Source organism: Membranihabitans maritimus (assembly GCF_021729145.1).
GTDB classification, from domain to species: Bacteria; Bacteroidota; Bacteroidia; order Chitinophagales; family Saprospiraceae; genus Membranihabitans; species Membranihabitans maritimus.
Window position 1 is genome coordinate 1 of record NZ_JAJSLW010000008.1, and the last position, 16,565, is coordinate 16,565.

The window sequence follows — 16,565 nt, forward strand, 5'->3', positions numbered from 1 at the left end:
AAGGGTATCTGTAATGAAGGGCCAAAGAAAACTTCTTCCATTATCTTACTCATTTGTACCTTACTACTGAATATCCCTGATCAAGTATATAATGCGATGGCACAATATATGTTTTCCCTTTCAATGCTCCGGTTCTTAGGTAATAGAAACATCTGAAGAGTGGTAGGGAAAAGACTAAACTACATTTTCCTTTCATTTATTTCTATCCAATTTTCATCAGGGTCCTGGATGTAAATTTGACGGACACCATCCGGCCTGATTGTAAATTCTCCTTTTTTACCATCCCACGTAGAATATTGGATCTCTTTGTCTTTGAGAGTTTTCAATAATCCATCAAAATTAGTTGTTTTCAATGCAAAATGAGAAGATTTATGCCTGGGGATATCCAATTTTTCTTCTTCAATTAAATGCAATTGTATGGGACCTCCCATTGAAAACCATCTTCGAATTGTCAGATCAAGCGGACAATAAATTTCTTTCAGGCCGAGTATATTTTCATAAAAATCGGCACTTACATCTACATCTTTTACAATTATAGCAAGGTGGTCATATGATAAGTTTTCCTGACTGGTGGCATTTTTAGTAAAGCATATTATAAGAAAGATAGACAGAGTAAAATATTTCATGGTTTGGTATTTTATTGTGGTTTAGTTAAGGATCAAAAGTATAAAATAAACTTGAAACAACTATCTGTGAATTCAATGTCTACAGTTGCTCTTGTGTTTGAGACCAGCGATAGGATTCAATTCAGAAACCTATTCTGTATAGGATCATAGCACTTAACTACAATAAACAAAGTAATTGTTTTGAATAATAAAAAGTATTTTTACATTTGACTCATAATTTGGTATTCGTTTATGCTTGTGGAATCTTAGAATACATTCAGTGATTTTCTGTTTTTATGGATTTTTATGTAAAAGATGGGATTATTTTAGAATAGATTTGGAAAGACTTCCAGAAAGAAGAACATTTGATTTTTTTGATATGTGAAGGAAATATTAAAATGCTGTTATTGACTAATAAAATTGAAAATAAGTAAATTTAGCAAGAACCCTTTTTTGGACTTTATGCTTACCTTTGGGTTCACTTATCTTGGCAGTAGAAGAGCTTTTTTATGGTGCAATTCTATACGAGTAAATGTGCTTAAATACTCTGTTCTCTGCAAACTTATATATTGAAATAAAAACTATGAATAGAAAGGTATTTTACAATCAGTTGTTTATATATTTCTTATGTGTATCAGCATTCTTTGTTTCCTGTCAGCAAAGTGAGAAATCAGGGACAGGGGGTGAAATGCAAAAACAGACGCCTTCATTTCCTGTAATTGAAGTAATAAATGGAGATATTCGAAGTACGGATCATTTTCCTGCCAGCATAGAGGGCATTGAGAATATTGAAATTCGAGCTAAAGTTGATGGATATATCCAACAAATTTATGTAGATGAAGGGGATTTTGTAAGCAGAGGCCAGCAATTATTCAAGCTAGAGACCCAATCCCTTACTCAGGATGCTAATGCGGCACAATCATCTATTAAAGTGGCGGAGGCCGGAGTGAATGCCGCACAGGTTGAAGTAGATAAATTAAGACCCCTGGTCGAAAAAGGCATAATAAGCGATGTCCAGCTCAAAACGGCTCAAGCGAACCTGGAATCTGCAAAATCAAGATTAGCTCAAAGTGAAAGTAACTATAAAAGCGTAACAGAGAATATCAGGTATACCAATATAGTCAGCCCGGTAAATGGGGTGATAGGCATGCTGCCCTATAGAAAGGGCACTTTGGTGGGGCGGACAGAAACCCAACCCCTGACTACAGTATCCAACATCTCAAAGGTCTATGCATATTTTGCGATGAATGAAAAAGATTTTTTGGATTTTATGGAGTCTGTAGAAGGGGAAACCATTGATGATAAGATAGAGTCAATGGAAGATGTGGAATTAATCCTGGCTAATGGTAGAGTTTATGAGCATAAGGGAGTAATCGAAACTGTTACCGGTCAGATTGACCCCCAAACAGGTACTATTAATTTTCGAGCTACCTTTCCAAACCCGGAGCACAAGCTGAGGTCAGGCAGCAGTGGCACTATTTCGATTCCCAAGCAGTATGATTCTGTTGTTTTGATTCCGGAGCAATCTACCTATGATATGCAGGGTAGAAAATTTGTGTACAAGATCGGAGAGAACGATTCATTGAAATCGATTCCTTTAAATTACCTGGACATCGTTGATGGAGTCATCGTTTTAGCGGACGGACTGGAAGCGGGAGATCGAATATTGGCCGAAGGGATCGGAAAAGTAAAAAACGGAATGGTAATCAATCCCCAATCCGCATCATTTGACGACTATGCCGGAACAATCGAACCGGTATTTAAATAAGAGAGCATGTTAAATCAATTTATAAACAGGCCTGTACTATCTACAGTAATATCCATCATTATATTAATCCTTGGATTCCTGGGATTGACTACGTTGCCCGTGACCCAATATCCTGATATTGCCCCACCTACGGTCCGTGTGACTGCCAATTATGCAGGGGCCAATGCACAGACGGTTTTGGAAAGTGTTATTATCCCGATAGAGGAACAGATCAATGGAGTGGAGGGAATGACGTATATGACGTCAAGTGCAGGAAATGACGGCTCTGCGACGATTGAAGTTTTTTTTGAACAGGATATTAACCCCGATATTGCTGCGGTAAATGTACAGAATAGAGTATCCAGGGCCAACGCATTGTTGCCCCGTGAAGTAGTGCAAAGTGGTGTGATCACCCAAAAGCAACAGAATAGTTCATTAATGTATGCTTCGATGTACTCCACGAATCCGGACTATGATGAAAAGTTTATTGAAAATTATCTGAACATAAACGTAATACCGGAACTACAGCGGATCAATGGGGTAGGTGAGGTAAGAGCCTTTGGTGGTAAAACCTATGCTATGAGGATCTGGATAAAACCGGATCGATTGGCTGTTTACAATCTGACCCCCGACGACGTTATCCAGTCCCTGAATGAACAAAGTCTTGAAGCAGCGGCAGGATCCCTTGGAGTAAATTCCGGGGAGGCTTTTGAGTACGTATTGAGATACCCGGGAAGGTACAAAGAAGCAGATGAATACGGTGATATAATTATTAAGTCATTGGATAATGGCCAGTTGTTGAGGCTAAAAGACGTAGCAGATGTAGAGTTGGATGCGCAATCCTACAGTGCCAAAGCTATAGCTAATAATTATCCAGGTGTGAATTTCGGTGTGTTTCAGACACCGGGATCCAATGCCCAGGAAATTATTGAAAAGGTAGAAGCCCGGCTCGAAGAATTACAGGCGGACTTCCCCCCCGGTGTCGAGTATTTGATCAACTTTAATGTCAATGATTTTCTTACGGCTTCCATTGACAAAGTAGTCCATACGTTAGTAGAGGCTTTTTTACTTGTGTTTTTTGTCGTGTTCATTTTCCTTCAGGACTTTAGGTCCACACTGATTCCGGCCATTGCTGTACCCGTATCTATTATCGGGACTTTTTTCTTTTTAAATATGTTTGGATTTTCAATTAACCTTTTGACTTTATTTGCATTGCTGCTGGCGATAGGTATTGTGGTGGATGATGCCATAGTGGTGGTAGAAGCCGTCCATGCCAAACTGGAAGATGGCGTACATGATGCGAAAGAGGCTACCAAAACTGCGATGAGCGAGATAGCAGGTGCTATTGTGTCCATTACGTTGGTTATGTCTGCCGTATTCGTACCCGTTACCTTTATGCAGGGATCAGCAGGTGTATTCTATAAACAATTTGGGGTCACCCTAATTATCGCTATTTTAATTTCTGCTGTGAATGCCCTTACATTGAGTCCAGCTCTCTGCGCCATATTCTTAAAGAAACATGCGGACAAGAAGAAAAATGGAAACAGGAGCTTTTTCCAGCGATTTTACGATGCCTTTAATGCTGGATTTAATGCCATGCGGGATAAATATGTAGGTTCACTTAGTTTCTTATTAAAGTACAAATGGATCACTGCAGTTATTTTATTAGCTGCCGTAGGAGGTACACTATGGTTTAACAACAACACCCCTTCGGGATTTATACCCTCTGAAGACAGGGGAGTTATATTTATTAATATAGAATTACCTGAGGGCTCTTCATTTGATCGTTCTTACGAAGTAATTGAGGAATTAAATGATTCTATCAATGGATTGGAGTCCTTAAAAGGGAAAACATTAATTGCTGGTAGGAACTTTTTTTCAGGAGGGGGTGGATCCTATGCTATGGGATTTATATTGTTAAAAGATTGGGAAGAACGGGGGAAGAACGCCTCTGTTAATGCCATTATCGAACAATTAAATCAAAAATCGACAGCTATCTCAGATGCTAATATTATTTTCTTTACTCCTCCGAGCGTTAGGGGATTTGGCAGGGCAGATGGTTTTGATGTAGAAGTTCTTGATAGGACAGGAGGAAGTTTTAAAAACCTGGATGAGACCGCTACCAATTTTGTACAGCAATTAATGCAGAACCCTGAAATAGCCTTTGCTTCCAATTCTTTTAGTACAAACTTTCCGCAGTACCAAATTGATTTGAATGTGGCTAAGGCCAAAGAAGCCGGTGTATCTGTAAGCAGTATTTTGAGTACATTGCAAGGATATATTGGTGGGTTTTATGCTGCTGATTTTAGTAGGTTTGGTAAACAGTATCGTGTCTTTGTACAGGCGCCTCCTGAGGATAGAAGTACGGTGGCGGACCTTGATCGCATGATGGTGAAAAATGACCAGGGGCAAATGTCTCCTATTTCTGAATTCGTAAATCTGGATCGGGTATATGGGCCTCAAACGGTCAATCGTTTCAATCTTTTCAATTCAGTGGCCATTACCGGTCAGGCTACGCCAGGATTTAGTTCAGGGGACGCCATAAGAGTTATCCAGGAGACTGCAGACCGGGTTTTACCGCAGGGATTTGACTTTGCATTTGCTGGTATTACCCGGGAGGAAATTGCATCAGCAGGACAATCAACTATTATATTTGGATTGAGTATCGTATTTGTATTTTTCTTTCTGGCCGCTCAGTATGAAAGTTATTTATTGCCTTTGTCGGTTATGTTGTCACTACCAGTTGGTGTCATGGGTGCTTATTTTTCGACCTGGGCAATGGGGTTGGAAAATAATATTTATTTCCAAATCGCCCTGATAATGTTAATTGGTCTGCTGGCCAAAAATGCCATACTCATAGTAGAATTTGCCCGGCAGAGGAGGTTGCAAGGTTTTTCATTGTATGAAGCTGCTACCCAGGGAGCACGGGCTCGTTTGCGCCCGATCCTTATGACCTCTTTCGCTTTTATACTGGGGCTGACTCCATTGGTTTTTGCCAATGGTGTGGGGGCTGTAGGGAACCGGTCAATCGGTACCGGTGCTGCCGGAGGTCTTTTGATAGGAACTATACTGGGAGTATTTGTAATCCCGATACTTTTCGTGGCATTTCAGTGGTTGCAAGAGCGGGTTTCCGGAGTACCTGAGGCCGTTGAATCCAATGTTCCAGATTCTTTAAATCGAGAAAATTAAAGAAAAATGACAAAGCAATTATTGCTCCCGATATTGAGTTTGACCATTGTTATATTTCAGGGCTGTAAGGTTACGCGCGACTATGTCCAGGGTGAACCTGAATCTGTAGTCGAAACCTTCCCTTTTGATACTTTAAATATCGACACTGTTTCTATGGCAGCAATGGATATTGAAGAATTTTACAATGATCCATTGCTGATAAGCCTGATCCGTTCGGGACTTGAAAATAATTATAATTTATCTATAGCCCTGCGTTCGATAGAAATTGCCAATGCCTATTACTTGCAGGGAAAACAGGCTTATTGGCCTGAAATAAATGCCAGTTTCCAACCATCATTTTCCAGAAATTCTACGAATTCCCGTTTTGGTTCTTTTTTAGGTGACCAAATTTTTCAATCATACCAACTGGGTGTTTCGGCCTCCTGGGAAGCAGATATTTGGGGTAAGTTACGAGCTCAGGAAAAGGCTGCGTTTGCAGATTATCTTGCGGCTGAATCTTCCGTAAAGGTAGTTCAGACGGAATTAATTGCCAATATAGCTTCTCTGTACTACCAACTGGTAGCTTTGGATGCACAAAAAGAATTGACGGAGCGCACTATTGAAAACCGAAAGGCAAGTATTGAGACTATAGAATCATTAAAGGATGCCGGTAATGTTACAGAAGTAGCGGTACAACAGACGGAAGCGCAATTATATAATGCCCAGGGACTGATCGTTGATTTAAATAAAAATATTCAATTAGCTGAAAATACCCTGAATCAATTACTGGGGAGAACACACCAACCTGTTGCCCGGATTGCCTTAGCGGAAACAAATTTTCCTGAATTGCTAGAGGTGGGAGTTCCGTCGGCATTATTACAAAACAGACCGGATTTGAGAGTAGCTGAATACGATATCCGGTCAGCATTTGAAATGACGAACGTAGCTGAGACATTCTTTTATCCTACGTTGCGCATCACGGCCGGTACCGGATTTGAAACCCTCGATTTGGGGACCTTGTTAAGCCCGGGGTCTATATTTGGAAATTTGGCAGCTGGTTTGACCCAGCCTATTGTCAGCCGCAGGGTGAATAAAACAAGACGTGAAGTTTCAGAGTTGCAATACCAACAAGCAGTGTTGAATTATGAAGATCGTTTTGTAAATGCCGTTAAAGAGGTATCTGATGCTATGTATAATATTGAAGCCGCCGAGAATAAAATTGTATTTCAGCAACGGGAACTGGAATCATTGAATAAAGCGACAGAATACTCAGAGGAGTTGCTTAATTACGGTTTGGCCAATTACCTGGAAGTCCTTCGTGCAAGGGATCAGGCACTGGCAGCAGAGTTGAGTATTATTACTTCCCATCTCAATAAGTTATCCGGATTGGTTTCATTGTACAAAGCACTGGGAGGAGGTTGGTAAATTGACTGGTCTGTACGCTGTGGTTTGTATTATTTTTATGGATATGAAATAAATTACAAAAAGAATTTTGTGTCAAATCAACCCATGTCCAGTGTTGGAGTTTAGGTAAAAAGGAAATGTAAAGATTCTGACGATATGGTGTCTCATTCATCCGGTAAAATTATCCAGAAGTAAATTCGAAACGATAGGACGAAACTTTGCGTGTATTATCTACTGATTTTGAACAGGTGTAACTGCGAAGTCCAGGTAGATTGATCAAAATTTTACCTGGTAATCCAGGATTTGCGACCGTATTATTCTCAATGAATTCAAGTTTCAAAGAATTTTCAATAACACTCGGAATATCCCGGTTCCGTGGGGGGTAAAAAAATTTTATACATTATGATTATATCCTGAAACTATTGCTTTCCGTATTAGACTATAGTTTCTGCACTTTCTTCTCATTCCCTGACAAAGGGGTTATTCTTTTTTTCATATCCAATAGTAGTCTCTGGTCCATGTCCGGGATATACTATGGTATCTTCGGGTAGGGTATAGATTTTGTTTTTAATATTGTTTAATAAAGCCTGGTGGTTACCCCCGGGGAGGTCCGTTCTTCCTATACTATCTCGAAACAATACATCACCGCCTATAGCTATGGATTCTTCGGGTATATAAAGTACCAGGCTGGCCGGCGAATGCCCGGGACAGGATATGAGTTTAAATGTGTGATTACCTAGTTTGATGGAGTCTTGATCAGTTAACCATTTATCCGGTTTTGGTGATTCATTGTAATACATTCCGTACATATTAGCAATAACTTTGCAGGATTCAAGTGTGGCTTCTTCTCCCTTTGGGGCTAAAAATGGGACGGAAAAATTTTTTACTATCGAATAATTACCCAATACATGATCAATGTGGCAATGTGTATTAAACAATAGGTGTATTTGTAAACTTTCTTTCTTTACGTAATCAAATAAGGTTTTGTCTTCTGCAGAATTGGAACAACCGGGATCTACGATAATGGCATTCCCTTCCGTATCGTTTAGAACATAGGTATTTTCCTGAAAATCGTTGAAAGTAAATTTTTTTATATTTATTTCATTCATGCATGCTGGGTTTGAAACGAATTTATTTGTAAATTGACATAAGAGTGTGATAATCTGAAATTATCAACGCATTGAGTAAATGTAAATAACAACTTTGAGATTAAATTATTTAATAATATCATTTTTATTATTTCTTACAGCTAAATCCTTTTCCCAGGTGTCAAGTGTGAAATTTGGAAAGAATAGGGTTCAGTACCACGATGATTTTAGCCAGTGGAGTTATTATCAAAGTGAGAATGTAAAAACGTATTGGTATGGTAAATCCAGGAGTGTCGGGTTTATTGCAGCAAAAATAGCAGAGAAAAAATATCCTGAAATTTTGGATCTCCTTGAGCACAAGATCAATCAGAAGATAGAATTGTTGGTGTTTTCAGATTTAAGCGATGAAAATCAAAGTAATATAGGGGATGATGAAATTCTTTACAATGAAGATGAATTAGTTTCCATAGTCAATAGCAAAGTTTTTGTTCATTATGATGGAAATCTTAAAACTCTTGAACAAAGGATTCGTGAAGGATTATGTGGTATTTTAGTCAATGATATGTTTTTTGGAGGAGGGGTGGAAGCAGGATTGCAGGCTAATTATGCCAAAAAACTTCCGGAATGGTTTTTGGATGGACTGATTTCATTTGCTGGTGCCGATTGGAATGAAATAAAGGACAATGAATTTCGTCAATATTTAAGAGAGGAAGGGGAATTGAATTTTAAAAAAATGCAGCGAAGTCATCCTATTTTGACGGGGCATAGTTTCTGGTATTTTTTAGCAAGTACGTATGGAAAGAGTATAATCCCTAATTTGCTTTATCTGACAAAGTTGAATCGGGATTTGGACGATGCTTTTGTTTTTGTTTTCGGGGTTGAAATTGACCAAATGGTCGTTCAGTGGAAGAACTTCTTCGAATCTATTTATAAAATTGAAGACAGAGATACAGTAAAGCCTGCACAGGGCCAGGAATTAAAGCTATGGAAAAGAGGGCGTGCAAAAATTACAGGAGGGGATTTTGAGCGTTCCGGTAACCGACTTGCCTATGTGATTAATTTTGAGGGCAAATACAGGGTATATATTAAGGATGAAACTACCGGTGACAAAAAAAAGGTATTTCAATATGGTACGAGAAATCCGTTTTTGCCAATGGACGAAAATTATCCCAGTGTAAGATGGGGAGAGAGTGGAAGGGATTTGTATATTATATATGAAAGGAGGGACAACATATATATCCGGATAATAAATACAGAAACAGGTGAGTTCTTTGAGCAATTATTTCCGGAGCGTTTTGAGCGAATTTTTGGTTTTGATATTATTGACGAGCGATATATTTTACTTTCTGCATTAGATATGGGGAATATAGATTTGTATCGATATGATTTGCGTACCCGACAGTCAGATCGGTATATGCAGGATTATTTCGCAGATATGAATCCTGAGATTGTTAACCACGAACTGGGTAGATTTGTTGTTTTTCAGTCCAATAGGGATAGAATGTCCTGGACCCAGTGGCAATCAGATAGTATTCCGGGGATTACAACCTCGGATATTTGGATGATGGAATTAGAGAACCATAGGAATCTTTTCCCGTTATATCAGACTTCTAACAACAATGAAAAATTAGTAAAAGCTACTGCTGAAGGTGTTTACTTTTTATCTTCAGAAACGGGTATTGAAAATCTAACCAGTCTGAAATATCAGATTGAAAAAAAAGATTCTATTTACCTGAGAAGAAATCTTGGCAAATATTATAGAATTGGAAAAGAGTTCAAAGACACAGTAGACCAAGGACTTTTGTCAGGTTTCTCAGAATATGTGACACACATTTCTCCTACCCAATTCTTAACAGATATGAATACGCATCTGGAGAGTGCGATCGTTTCGGATCAGGCCGAATCTGCAATTTACACTATTCAGGTAGATGAAAAATATCATTCATTTTACGATGATAGATTAATAAAAGTGGATACGGTTTCACCGGTGGCTTACTATCAATATCTGGAGAGAAAATATGACGCACAAAGCAGGAAGGATTCGATGAAACTCCTTGCTTTGGATCCCAATCAGGCATTCCAGACAGAATATGATAACGTATTTGATTCAGATTACCTGGATAGCTTATTTCGATCGAAAACAGAGATTTTTACAAATTTGTCCTTTGATGGAAAAAGTTCTTATGTGCCTCAAAGGGATGATTTCGTAAATATTGATCGATCAAATATTGTTCCCTATCGATGGCAGTTTAGTATTTTTGAAAGTTCTTTCAAGCCGAGTAATGAATTATTGTTTGACGGATTGGATAGTTATGCCGGAGAAGGAGGGACTTATCAGCGAATTCCGACAGGATTACTGGGGAAGGTGGAAATTAAGGATTTGTTTGAGGATTATGAATTTGAAGGAGGGGTAAGGTTTCCCCCTAATTTCAATTCGGCAGAATATTATCTTATTTATAGAGATAAGAAAGTACGGCTGGACAAGAGCCTAGCATTTTATCGAAAAGTACAATCAGAAAGATTCCCCACTCCGACGGGATTGCAGGGCGGAAATAAGTACGAAGTATTGCTTGGTCAGGCCGGGGTGAGTTATCCCCTGGATTTTTTCAATAGTATCAGGGCAAAATTCACCCTTAGACAGGATAAACGGTTGATAAAACCTACTAATATAATGGAACTGAATTCTGCGCCCGATATATCCCAAAGAATCGGGTTGAAGTTGGAGTATGTTTTTGATAATTCGTTTATTTACTCTACTAACATTCGTTTCGGCTCCAGGGTGAAATTTTTTGGGGAGGTGATGAAGCAGGTGGAAATTCAATTGATTGAAGATTTTAAATTTGATTTAGCAGATGGTTATTTATCCGTTTTTGGGGTAGATGCACGTCACTATATACCTGTTTTGAAGCATAGTGTTTTTGCACTGCGTGTAGGCGCAGCAGCCAGCCTTGGTTCTGAAAAAATCCTATACTACCTCGGAGGGGCTGATAATGAAATTATACCCCAATTTAATGATCAGGGCCGCACTAATTACAGGTATAATTATGCTTTTCAAACGATAGCCCCGAATCTAAGGGGATTTCAGAGTAACGTAAGAAGTGGAAACAATCATCTTTTATCCAATGTTGAGCTGCGAGTACCGGTTTTCCAATATTTATTCGGGAAAAATATGAGGAGTCGTATCCTTCGTGATTTTCAACTCGTTGGATTCTTTGACTTTGGTATGGCATGGGAAGGAAGGAATCCTTATGATCCCAATAATCCGATCAATTATATTGAAATACATCGTCCGCCAATTCTGGATGCCAAGGTCCAATATTTTCGAGACCCGTTTGCCATGGGCTATGGTGGAGGTGTAAGAATTAATCTTTTTGGTTATTTTCTGAGAGGAGATTATGCATGGGGTATTGATTCCGGCACCATTGGAAAACCGCACATCCACGTATCATTGGGTATGGATTTTTAAAAAAATGTTGAATCCTACCAACCTATTCCCATAGTAGTCCGTCTTATGTGTAAATATTTGTTTAATCTATATTACACAGGTGTGACTATTGCAAAATTCCTACTTGGATCCTTTTTTATATTATTGATACACGGTTGTGACACAAAAATCGATTCTATACCCAATAATCAGGTAGAAGAATACATTTTTGAGTTACAGGCAAATCAATACCAGGAATTTAAATTCCCTTCATTTTCAGCTAACCATATTTCCCAGTTATTAGAATTTGGAAATGAGACAATACCTACCCGTACGTTCCCTCATAACCCTGTTGTTTGCTATATGACAGAGGCGGAAACAAAAGTAGGAGTGGTAGTCTTGTGGACTATTGAATCTATTCGAAGGAGTTTCCTGGAAGATTCGGAGGAATTAATTTATCCCTCTGCAGACCCTCTACTTATTATGAATGACCCTCAAAATGAAGATTATAATTATTATCACGGTTACCATATAAAAGCCTATGAAGCTTATAAAAAATGGTGGCAATTAGAATTGCCGCTTGGAGAAAAAATGAAAATTAATCCACTGGGGGATAGCACCTTGAAGTGGAGATGATATTATAATTTAACTACCTTATGTTTTCTAATAAGAAAGCCTGAAACATAATTGCTTCAGGCTTTCTCTTTATAATGGTTATTATTACATTAATTTGACGCGTAGTTCAAACTTTGTTTAACAAAATCCGTCAATGATTTACCATTGAGCATATTTTGATTTAGTAAGGCAAGGTTGTACAGGTACTTTGTGAAATCTTGTTTCTTTTCTTCACTTCTCATATTTATTAGTTTCTGAGAAATTAATGGGTGGTTCCCGTTCACAATTACCTGATACATTCCGAGGTTGTGTGTCGGAACCTGACCGGACTGCAATCGTTGCATATCTTCCATTCTCCTCATAAATTCGGGCTTCACAATTTGGACAGGAGCTGATTCTGCAGGGAGGGGGCGAATTTCGAATTGATTATCATTGATAGACAGAACTTCCGTAAATAATTTTTTAAGTTTTTCCGTCTCTTTTTCACTTAATGAAGTTTCGCTTTCTTCATCTTTAGAGACCAATCGATCAACCGTTTCGCTATCCACCCTTACAAACCGAACGTTGTCCCATTTATGTTCGAGGGTTTGTACGAAGTGATTGTCAAGCACCTGGTCCAGAACCAAAACATCATATCCATATTCGACGGCGTCTGTGACATAACTGTCTTGAACTTCTGAATCAAATGTATAAATAGCTACTTTGACATCGTTTTTGTCTGTTTGGTTTTCTTTGATCTTCTCGAAGTATTCTTCCAGGGTAAAATATTTTTCTTCTGTGTTTTTCACGAGCGCTATGTCTTTCGAACGGTCGTAAAATTTATCTTCACTGATCATTCCGTATTTTACAAAAACGCCAATGTCTTTCCATTTTGATTCGTAGCTCTCGCGATCCTGATTAAATAACTCCTTCAGCTTTTCTGCTACTTTTTTGGTGATATACCCCGTGATTTTCTTTACATTCCTGTCGCTCTGTAAGGAGCTGCGAGATACATTGAGAGGGATATCAGGCGAATCAATAACACCGTGAAGTAGGGTTAGAAACTCGGGAACAATTTCTTTTACTTCATCAGTTACATAAACCTGGTTGGAGTACAATTGAATCTTATTTTTTTGCACTTCCAGTTGGTTGTTTATTTTCGGGAAATACAAAATTCCGGTTAAGTGAAAAGGAAAATCAATATTCAGGTGTATCCAGAATAGTGGCTTTTCGCTGTAGGGATATAATTCGTCGTAAAAATTTAAGTAATCCTCATCAGATAAATCTGTTGGATTTTTCTTCCAAAGGGGATGTGTATTGTTAATTTGATTAGGTACTGTTTCTGTTTTGGGCTCTGCATCTTCCTCTTCATCGCTATCCTGTACAGGTATCTCTTTCGTACCGAATTCTATGGGTATGGGTAAAAATTTACAATATTTTGTAAGTAATTCTTCTATTCTTGATTCTTGAAGATATTCTTCGTCTTCATCATTTATATGCAGGATTACATCGGTTCCTATTTCGTCACGAGTGGCTTCTTCCAGTTCATATGAAGGGTCTCCTTCACAACTCCATTTAACGGCCTCTGAACCTTCTTTCCAGGATTTTGATACTACATCCACTTTTTTTGCAACCATGAAAGCCGAATAAAATCCTAATCCAAAATGGCCAATGATCCCACTTCCTTCATCCTTGTATTTCTCCAAAAAATCATTGGCACTTGATAATGCCAATTGATTCAGATACTTTTTCATCTCTTCACCTGTCATTCCAATTCCCTGATCTGAAATGGTAAGTGTCTTTTTGTCAGTGTCTAGTTTTACTTCAATCTTTAATCCTTCAACAGAACCCGTGAATTCACCTTTTCGAGCTAATGTATTTAACTTCTGAGTGGCATCAACGGCATTAGAAATCAACTCGCGTAAGAATATTTCCTGGTCTGAATACAAATATTGTTTTATTATAGGAAATATATTCTCGGATTGAACTGAAATTTGACCTTTTTCCATGCTATTACTTATGATTTTAGTTGTCCAAAATATAGTTGAAAATGTTCAAAAGATGTGCCATTCCCATGTTGCTGTCAAAATGTCCTGATTGCGATTTGTTTTTGTAAATAATAATAGAGTAATGGATAAATAGTAGCTGTAGAATAAAATAATATTTAAACTTGGATAGTTATTAAATTGTAAATAAACTCGTAAGTGAACTTACGAGTTTACTCATGGTCTGGACCGGTTCTTACAGGGGGATTTTGTGAACCGGTCTTTTTTATTAAAACCGCAGGTGTTTTACCGTTAAAGACCGGTTAATGAGTTGTCTCAGGCTGTCAATTCCAATCCGTAAGTGTGTTTCGGCATAGTTTCTTGTAACATTAATATCGCTGGCTTCGGTTTTTACTCCTTCGGGTACCATTGGAATATCAGATACAAGAAGTAGTGCACCGGCTTGTATATGGTTTTTAAATGCCGCTACAAAAATAGTTGCAGTTTCCATATCTATGGCCAGTGCACGTAATGAGCGCAAATATTTTTTAAAGTCTTCACGATGTTCCCAGACTCTTTTATTAGTTGTATAAACAGTTCCTGTCCAATAGTCTTCGCCGTATTCCCTGATCGTTGTGGAAACGGCTTTTTGTAAAGCAAAAGCTGGAAGGGCCGGTACCTCCGGAGGCAGATAATCATTGGAGGTTCCTTCTCCTCTGATTGCCGCAATCGGCAGGATAAGGTCTCCTACTTTATTTGTTTTCATTTTGAGGCCGCCACATTTACCCAGAAAAACCACTGCTTTGGGTTTTATGGCGGTAAGTAAGTCTATAATAGTACCTGCATTGGGGCTTCCCATCCCAAAGTTTATGATGGTAATATCCTCGTGAGTTGCGGATTTCATGGCGCGACCTTCTCCTTTTATTTCACATCCATACCATTGGGCAAACATCTCTACATAATTATTGAAATTGACGAGGATGATATATTTGCCAAAATTCTCCAGAGATGTTCCGGTATACCTTGGAAGCCAGTCTCTGACGATTTCTTTTTTTGTTTTCATATAATGGATTTCTATTGATATTTTTAATTAAAGGTATGGCTTTTTACGATAATACCTGTGCGTACTGAACTTTTAGGTTCGGTGCGATTTACGTTGTCGGAGTACAGTTGCTTATTGCATTATGAAGGTTTTTTTATTTTGCTCGTTACTTCTCGATAAGAAAATATAAAAATTACAGAATGTGAATAGAACATTGAACTTTATAGGATATTTTACTGTTTCGATGGTTAATAATATTTGTATATTTACATAATTTCTATTGGCAGTAGAATGTGATTTTATTTAATTTTGACTTATCGTTATTTCTTTTTGAAAACTTTGTAGTGTGGGTAAAATTATCCGTAAATCAGGTACATTTACAATCTGGAAAAGAAAAGATCGATGAAGTAGATTTTGGACCGTAATAATTTAGTTAACTATCTGCGTATAATAGAAAATGTTGAAAGGTTATGAAACTAATACCTATTGAACGAGTATCCGGAATTTCACCAGGTGAATTTCAGGAGAAGTATTTAAAAACAAAAACTCCGGTTGTACTTACTGACATTACTTCAGATTGGCCCGCTAAGGATAAATGGACTTGGGATTTCCTTAGAGATAATTATGGGCATCTAGAGGTTCCATTATATTCCAAGGACTATCACAAACCCGGGAAGGGATATATGTCTCCGGCAAAAAAAATGAAGTTTGGTGATTACCTTACCCTCATACAGAATGAGCCTACCGATTACAGGATGTTTTTATATAATATTTTTGAACATGCACCCGAATTGGTTCACGACTTTTCTACGCCTGGGGTCATGGGGGGCTTTATGAGTAAATATCCTTTTATGTTTTTTGGAGGAGCGGGATCTACAGTGAACCTTCACTACGATATCGATTATTCTTGTGTGTTTCATACTCATTTTCAAACAGAGAAAGAGTGTATCCTGTTTGACCAGGAACAGTCGGTGTATTTATACAATCATCCTTTTACAGTACAAAGCCATGTTGATTTATTGAATCCTGACTATGAGCGGTTTCCCGCCTTGGAAAAAGCCACTGGGTATAGAACTATTTTAAAGCATGGAGAGACCCTTTTCATGCCGATGGGATGTTGGCATTTTATGCACTATGTTACAGGTGGATATTCCCTTAGTTTACGGGCAAATGCTTCCTTATTGACCAGGGCCAGAGGATTAATGAATATTACCAGGCATTTTGTTGTAGATAAAGGGATGAATAAGATAATGGGATCCAAATGGAAATCTTTAAAAGAGGAAATAGCTGTAAAACGAGCAGATAAAGTGTTAGAAACGGCTGAATAATATCCTTTTTGATTTCTTGAAGATTCAGAAAGCGAATTGTTTTTTGCGGAAATTCAAGTGTTTTCCCTTTCTTTGCTGTTTAGTTACCAAATGTGTTTTCTGGTGGTTTCATATTTGTTGTATAATTGTTTATTTGGATTAATAATTCTACATAAATATTTTAATGTGTTCAATCTTGTT

At 38.1% G+C, this 16,565-nt stretch carries 10 protein-coding genes; 6 read left to right on the top strand and 4 right to left on the bottom strand.

Annotated features, from left to right (window positions below; all coding sequences use genetic code 11):
• Positions 1 to 179: 179 nt before the first annotated feature.
• Positions 180 to 626, bottom strand: a complete 447-nt coding sequence (locus LVD47_RS10815) for a VOC family protein (RefSeq protein WP_236975876.1) — start codon at positions 624 to 626, stop codon at positions 180 to 182.
• A 562-nt stretch (positions 627 to 1,188) separates the two neighbouring features.
• On the opposite strand from LVD47_RS10815, the gene LVD47_RS10820 reads away from it, so the two are divergent.
• From LVD47_RS10820 to LVD47_RS10830, 3 genes are read left to right on the top strand one after another with little or no spacing between them, the layout of a single operon-like run.
• Positions 1,189 to 2,373, top strand: coding sequence for an efflux RND transporter periplasmic adaptor subunit (locus LVD47_RS10820; RefSeq protein ID WP_236975877.1), 1,185 nt, complete (start codon positions 1,189 to 1,191; stop codon positions 2,371 to 2,373).
• Positions 2,374 to 2,379: 6 nt separating this feature from the next.
• A complete protein-coding gene (locus LVD47_RS10825; protein WP_236975878.1) occupies positions 2,380 to 5,541 on the top strand; it encodes an efflux RND transporter permease subunit in 3,162 nt (1,053 codons plus the stop codon).
• Between the two features lie 6 nt (positions 5,542 to 5,547).
• Complete coding sequence (locus LVD47_RS10830; protein ID WP_236975879.1) at positions 5,548 to 6,945, top strand: efflux transporter outer membrane subunit; 1,398 nt, start codon at positions 5,548 to 5,550, stop codon at positions 6,943 to 6,945.
• 440 nt (positions 6,946 to 7,385) lie between these two features.
• Here the strand turns inward: LVD47_RS10830 and LVD47_RS10835 are convergent, their stop codons facing one another.
• A complete protein-coding gene (locus tag LVD47_RS10835) occupies positions 7,386 to 8,033 on the bottom strand; it encodes an MBL fold metallo-hydrolase (RefSeq protein ID WP_236975880.1) in 648 nt (215 codons plus the stop codon).
• A gap of 157 nt (positions 8,034 to 8,190) precedes the next feature.
• Between LVD47_RS10835 and LVD47_RS10840 the strand changes: the two genes are divergently transcribed.
• Both LVD47_RS10840 and LVD47_RS10845 read left to right on the top strand, forming a co-directional pair.
• The gene (locus tag LVD47_RS10840) at positions 8,191 to 11,478 is read left to right on the top strand and encodes an outer membrane protein assembly factor (protein WP_236975881.1); all 3,288 of its coding nucleotides are present in this window, start codon (positions 8,191 to 8,193) and stop codon (positions 11,476 to 11,478) included.
• 81 nt (positions 11,479 to 11,559) lie between these two features.
• Entirely contained in the window at positions 11,560 to 12,072 is a 513-nt protein-coding gene (locus LVD47_RS10845; RefSeq protein WP_236975883.1) for a DUF4943 family protein, read from the top strand.
• 89 nt (positions 12,073 to 12,161) lie between these two features.
• On the opposite strand, the gene htpG is transcribed toward LVD47_RS10845, so the two are convergent.
• Positions 12,162 to 14,039: a molecular chaperone HtpG gene (gene htpG / locus LVD47_RS10850; RefSeq protein WP_236975885.1), complete on the bottom strand. Its 1,878-nt coding sequence runs from the start codon at positions 14,037 to 14,039 to the stop codon at positions 12,162 to 12,164.
• 265 nt (positions 14,040 to 14,304) lie between these two features.
• A complete protein-coding gene (locus tag LVD47_RS10855; RefSeq protein ID WP_236975886.1) occupies positions 14,305 to 15,078 on the bottom strand; it encodes an AMP nucleosidase in 774 nt (257 codons plus the stop codon).
• Positions 15,079 to 15,527: 449 nt separating this feature from the next.
• Here LVD47_RS10855 and LVD47_RS10860 point away from each other — a divergent pair, with 449 nt between their 5' ends.
• On the top strand, positions 15,528 to 16,385 hold the full coding sequence (locus LVD47_RS10860; protein WP_236975887.1) for a cupin-like domain-containing protein: 858 nt from the start codon (positions 15,528 to 15,530) through the stop codon (positions 16,383 to 16,385).
• The last annotated feature ends 180 nt before the right edge of the window (positions 16,386 to 16,565 follow it).

Coding starts and splice junctions, on each gene's coding strand:
- LVD47_RS10815 (WP_236975876.1), bottom strand. CDS start 626: ATGAAATATTTTACTCTGTCTATCTTTCTTATAATATGCTTTACTAAA.
- LVD47_RS10820 (WP_236975877.1), top strand. CDS start 1,189: ATGAATAGAAAGGTATTTTACAATCAGTTGTTTATATATTTCTTATGT.
- LVD47_RS10825 (WP_236975878.1), top strand. CDS start 2,380: ATGTTAAATCAATTTATAAACAGGCCTGTACTATCTACAGTAATATCC.
- LVD47_RS10830 (WP_236975879.1), top strand. CDS start 5,548: ATGACAAAGCAATTATTGCTCCCGATATTGAGTTTGACCATTGTTATA.
- LVD47_RS10835 (WP_236975880.1), bottom strand. CDS start 8,033: ATGAATGAAATAAATATAAAAAAATTTACTTTCAACGATTTTCAGGAA.
- htpG (WP_236975885.1), bottom strand. CDS start 14,039: ATGGAAAAAGGTCAAATTTCAGTTCAATCCGAGAATATATTTCCTATA.
- LVD47_RS10855 (WP_236975886.1), bottom strand. CDS start 15,078: ATGAAAACAAAAAAAGAAATCGTCAGAGACTGGCTTCCAAGGTATACC.
- LVD47_RS10860 (WP_236975887.1), top strand. CDS start 15,528: ATGAAACTAATACCTATTGAACGAGTATCCGGAATTTCACCAGGTGAA.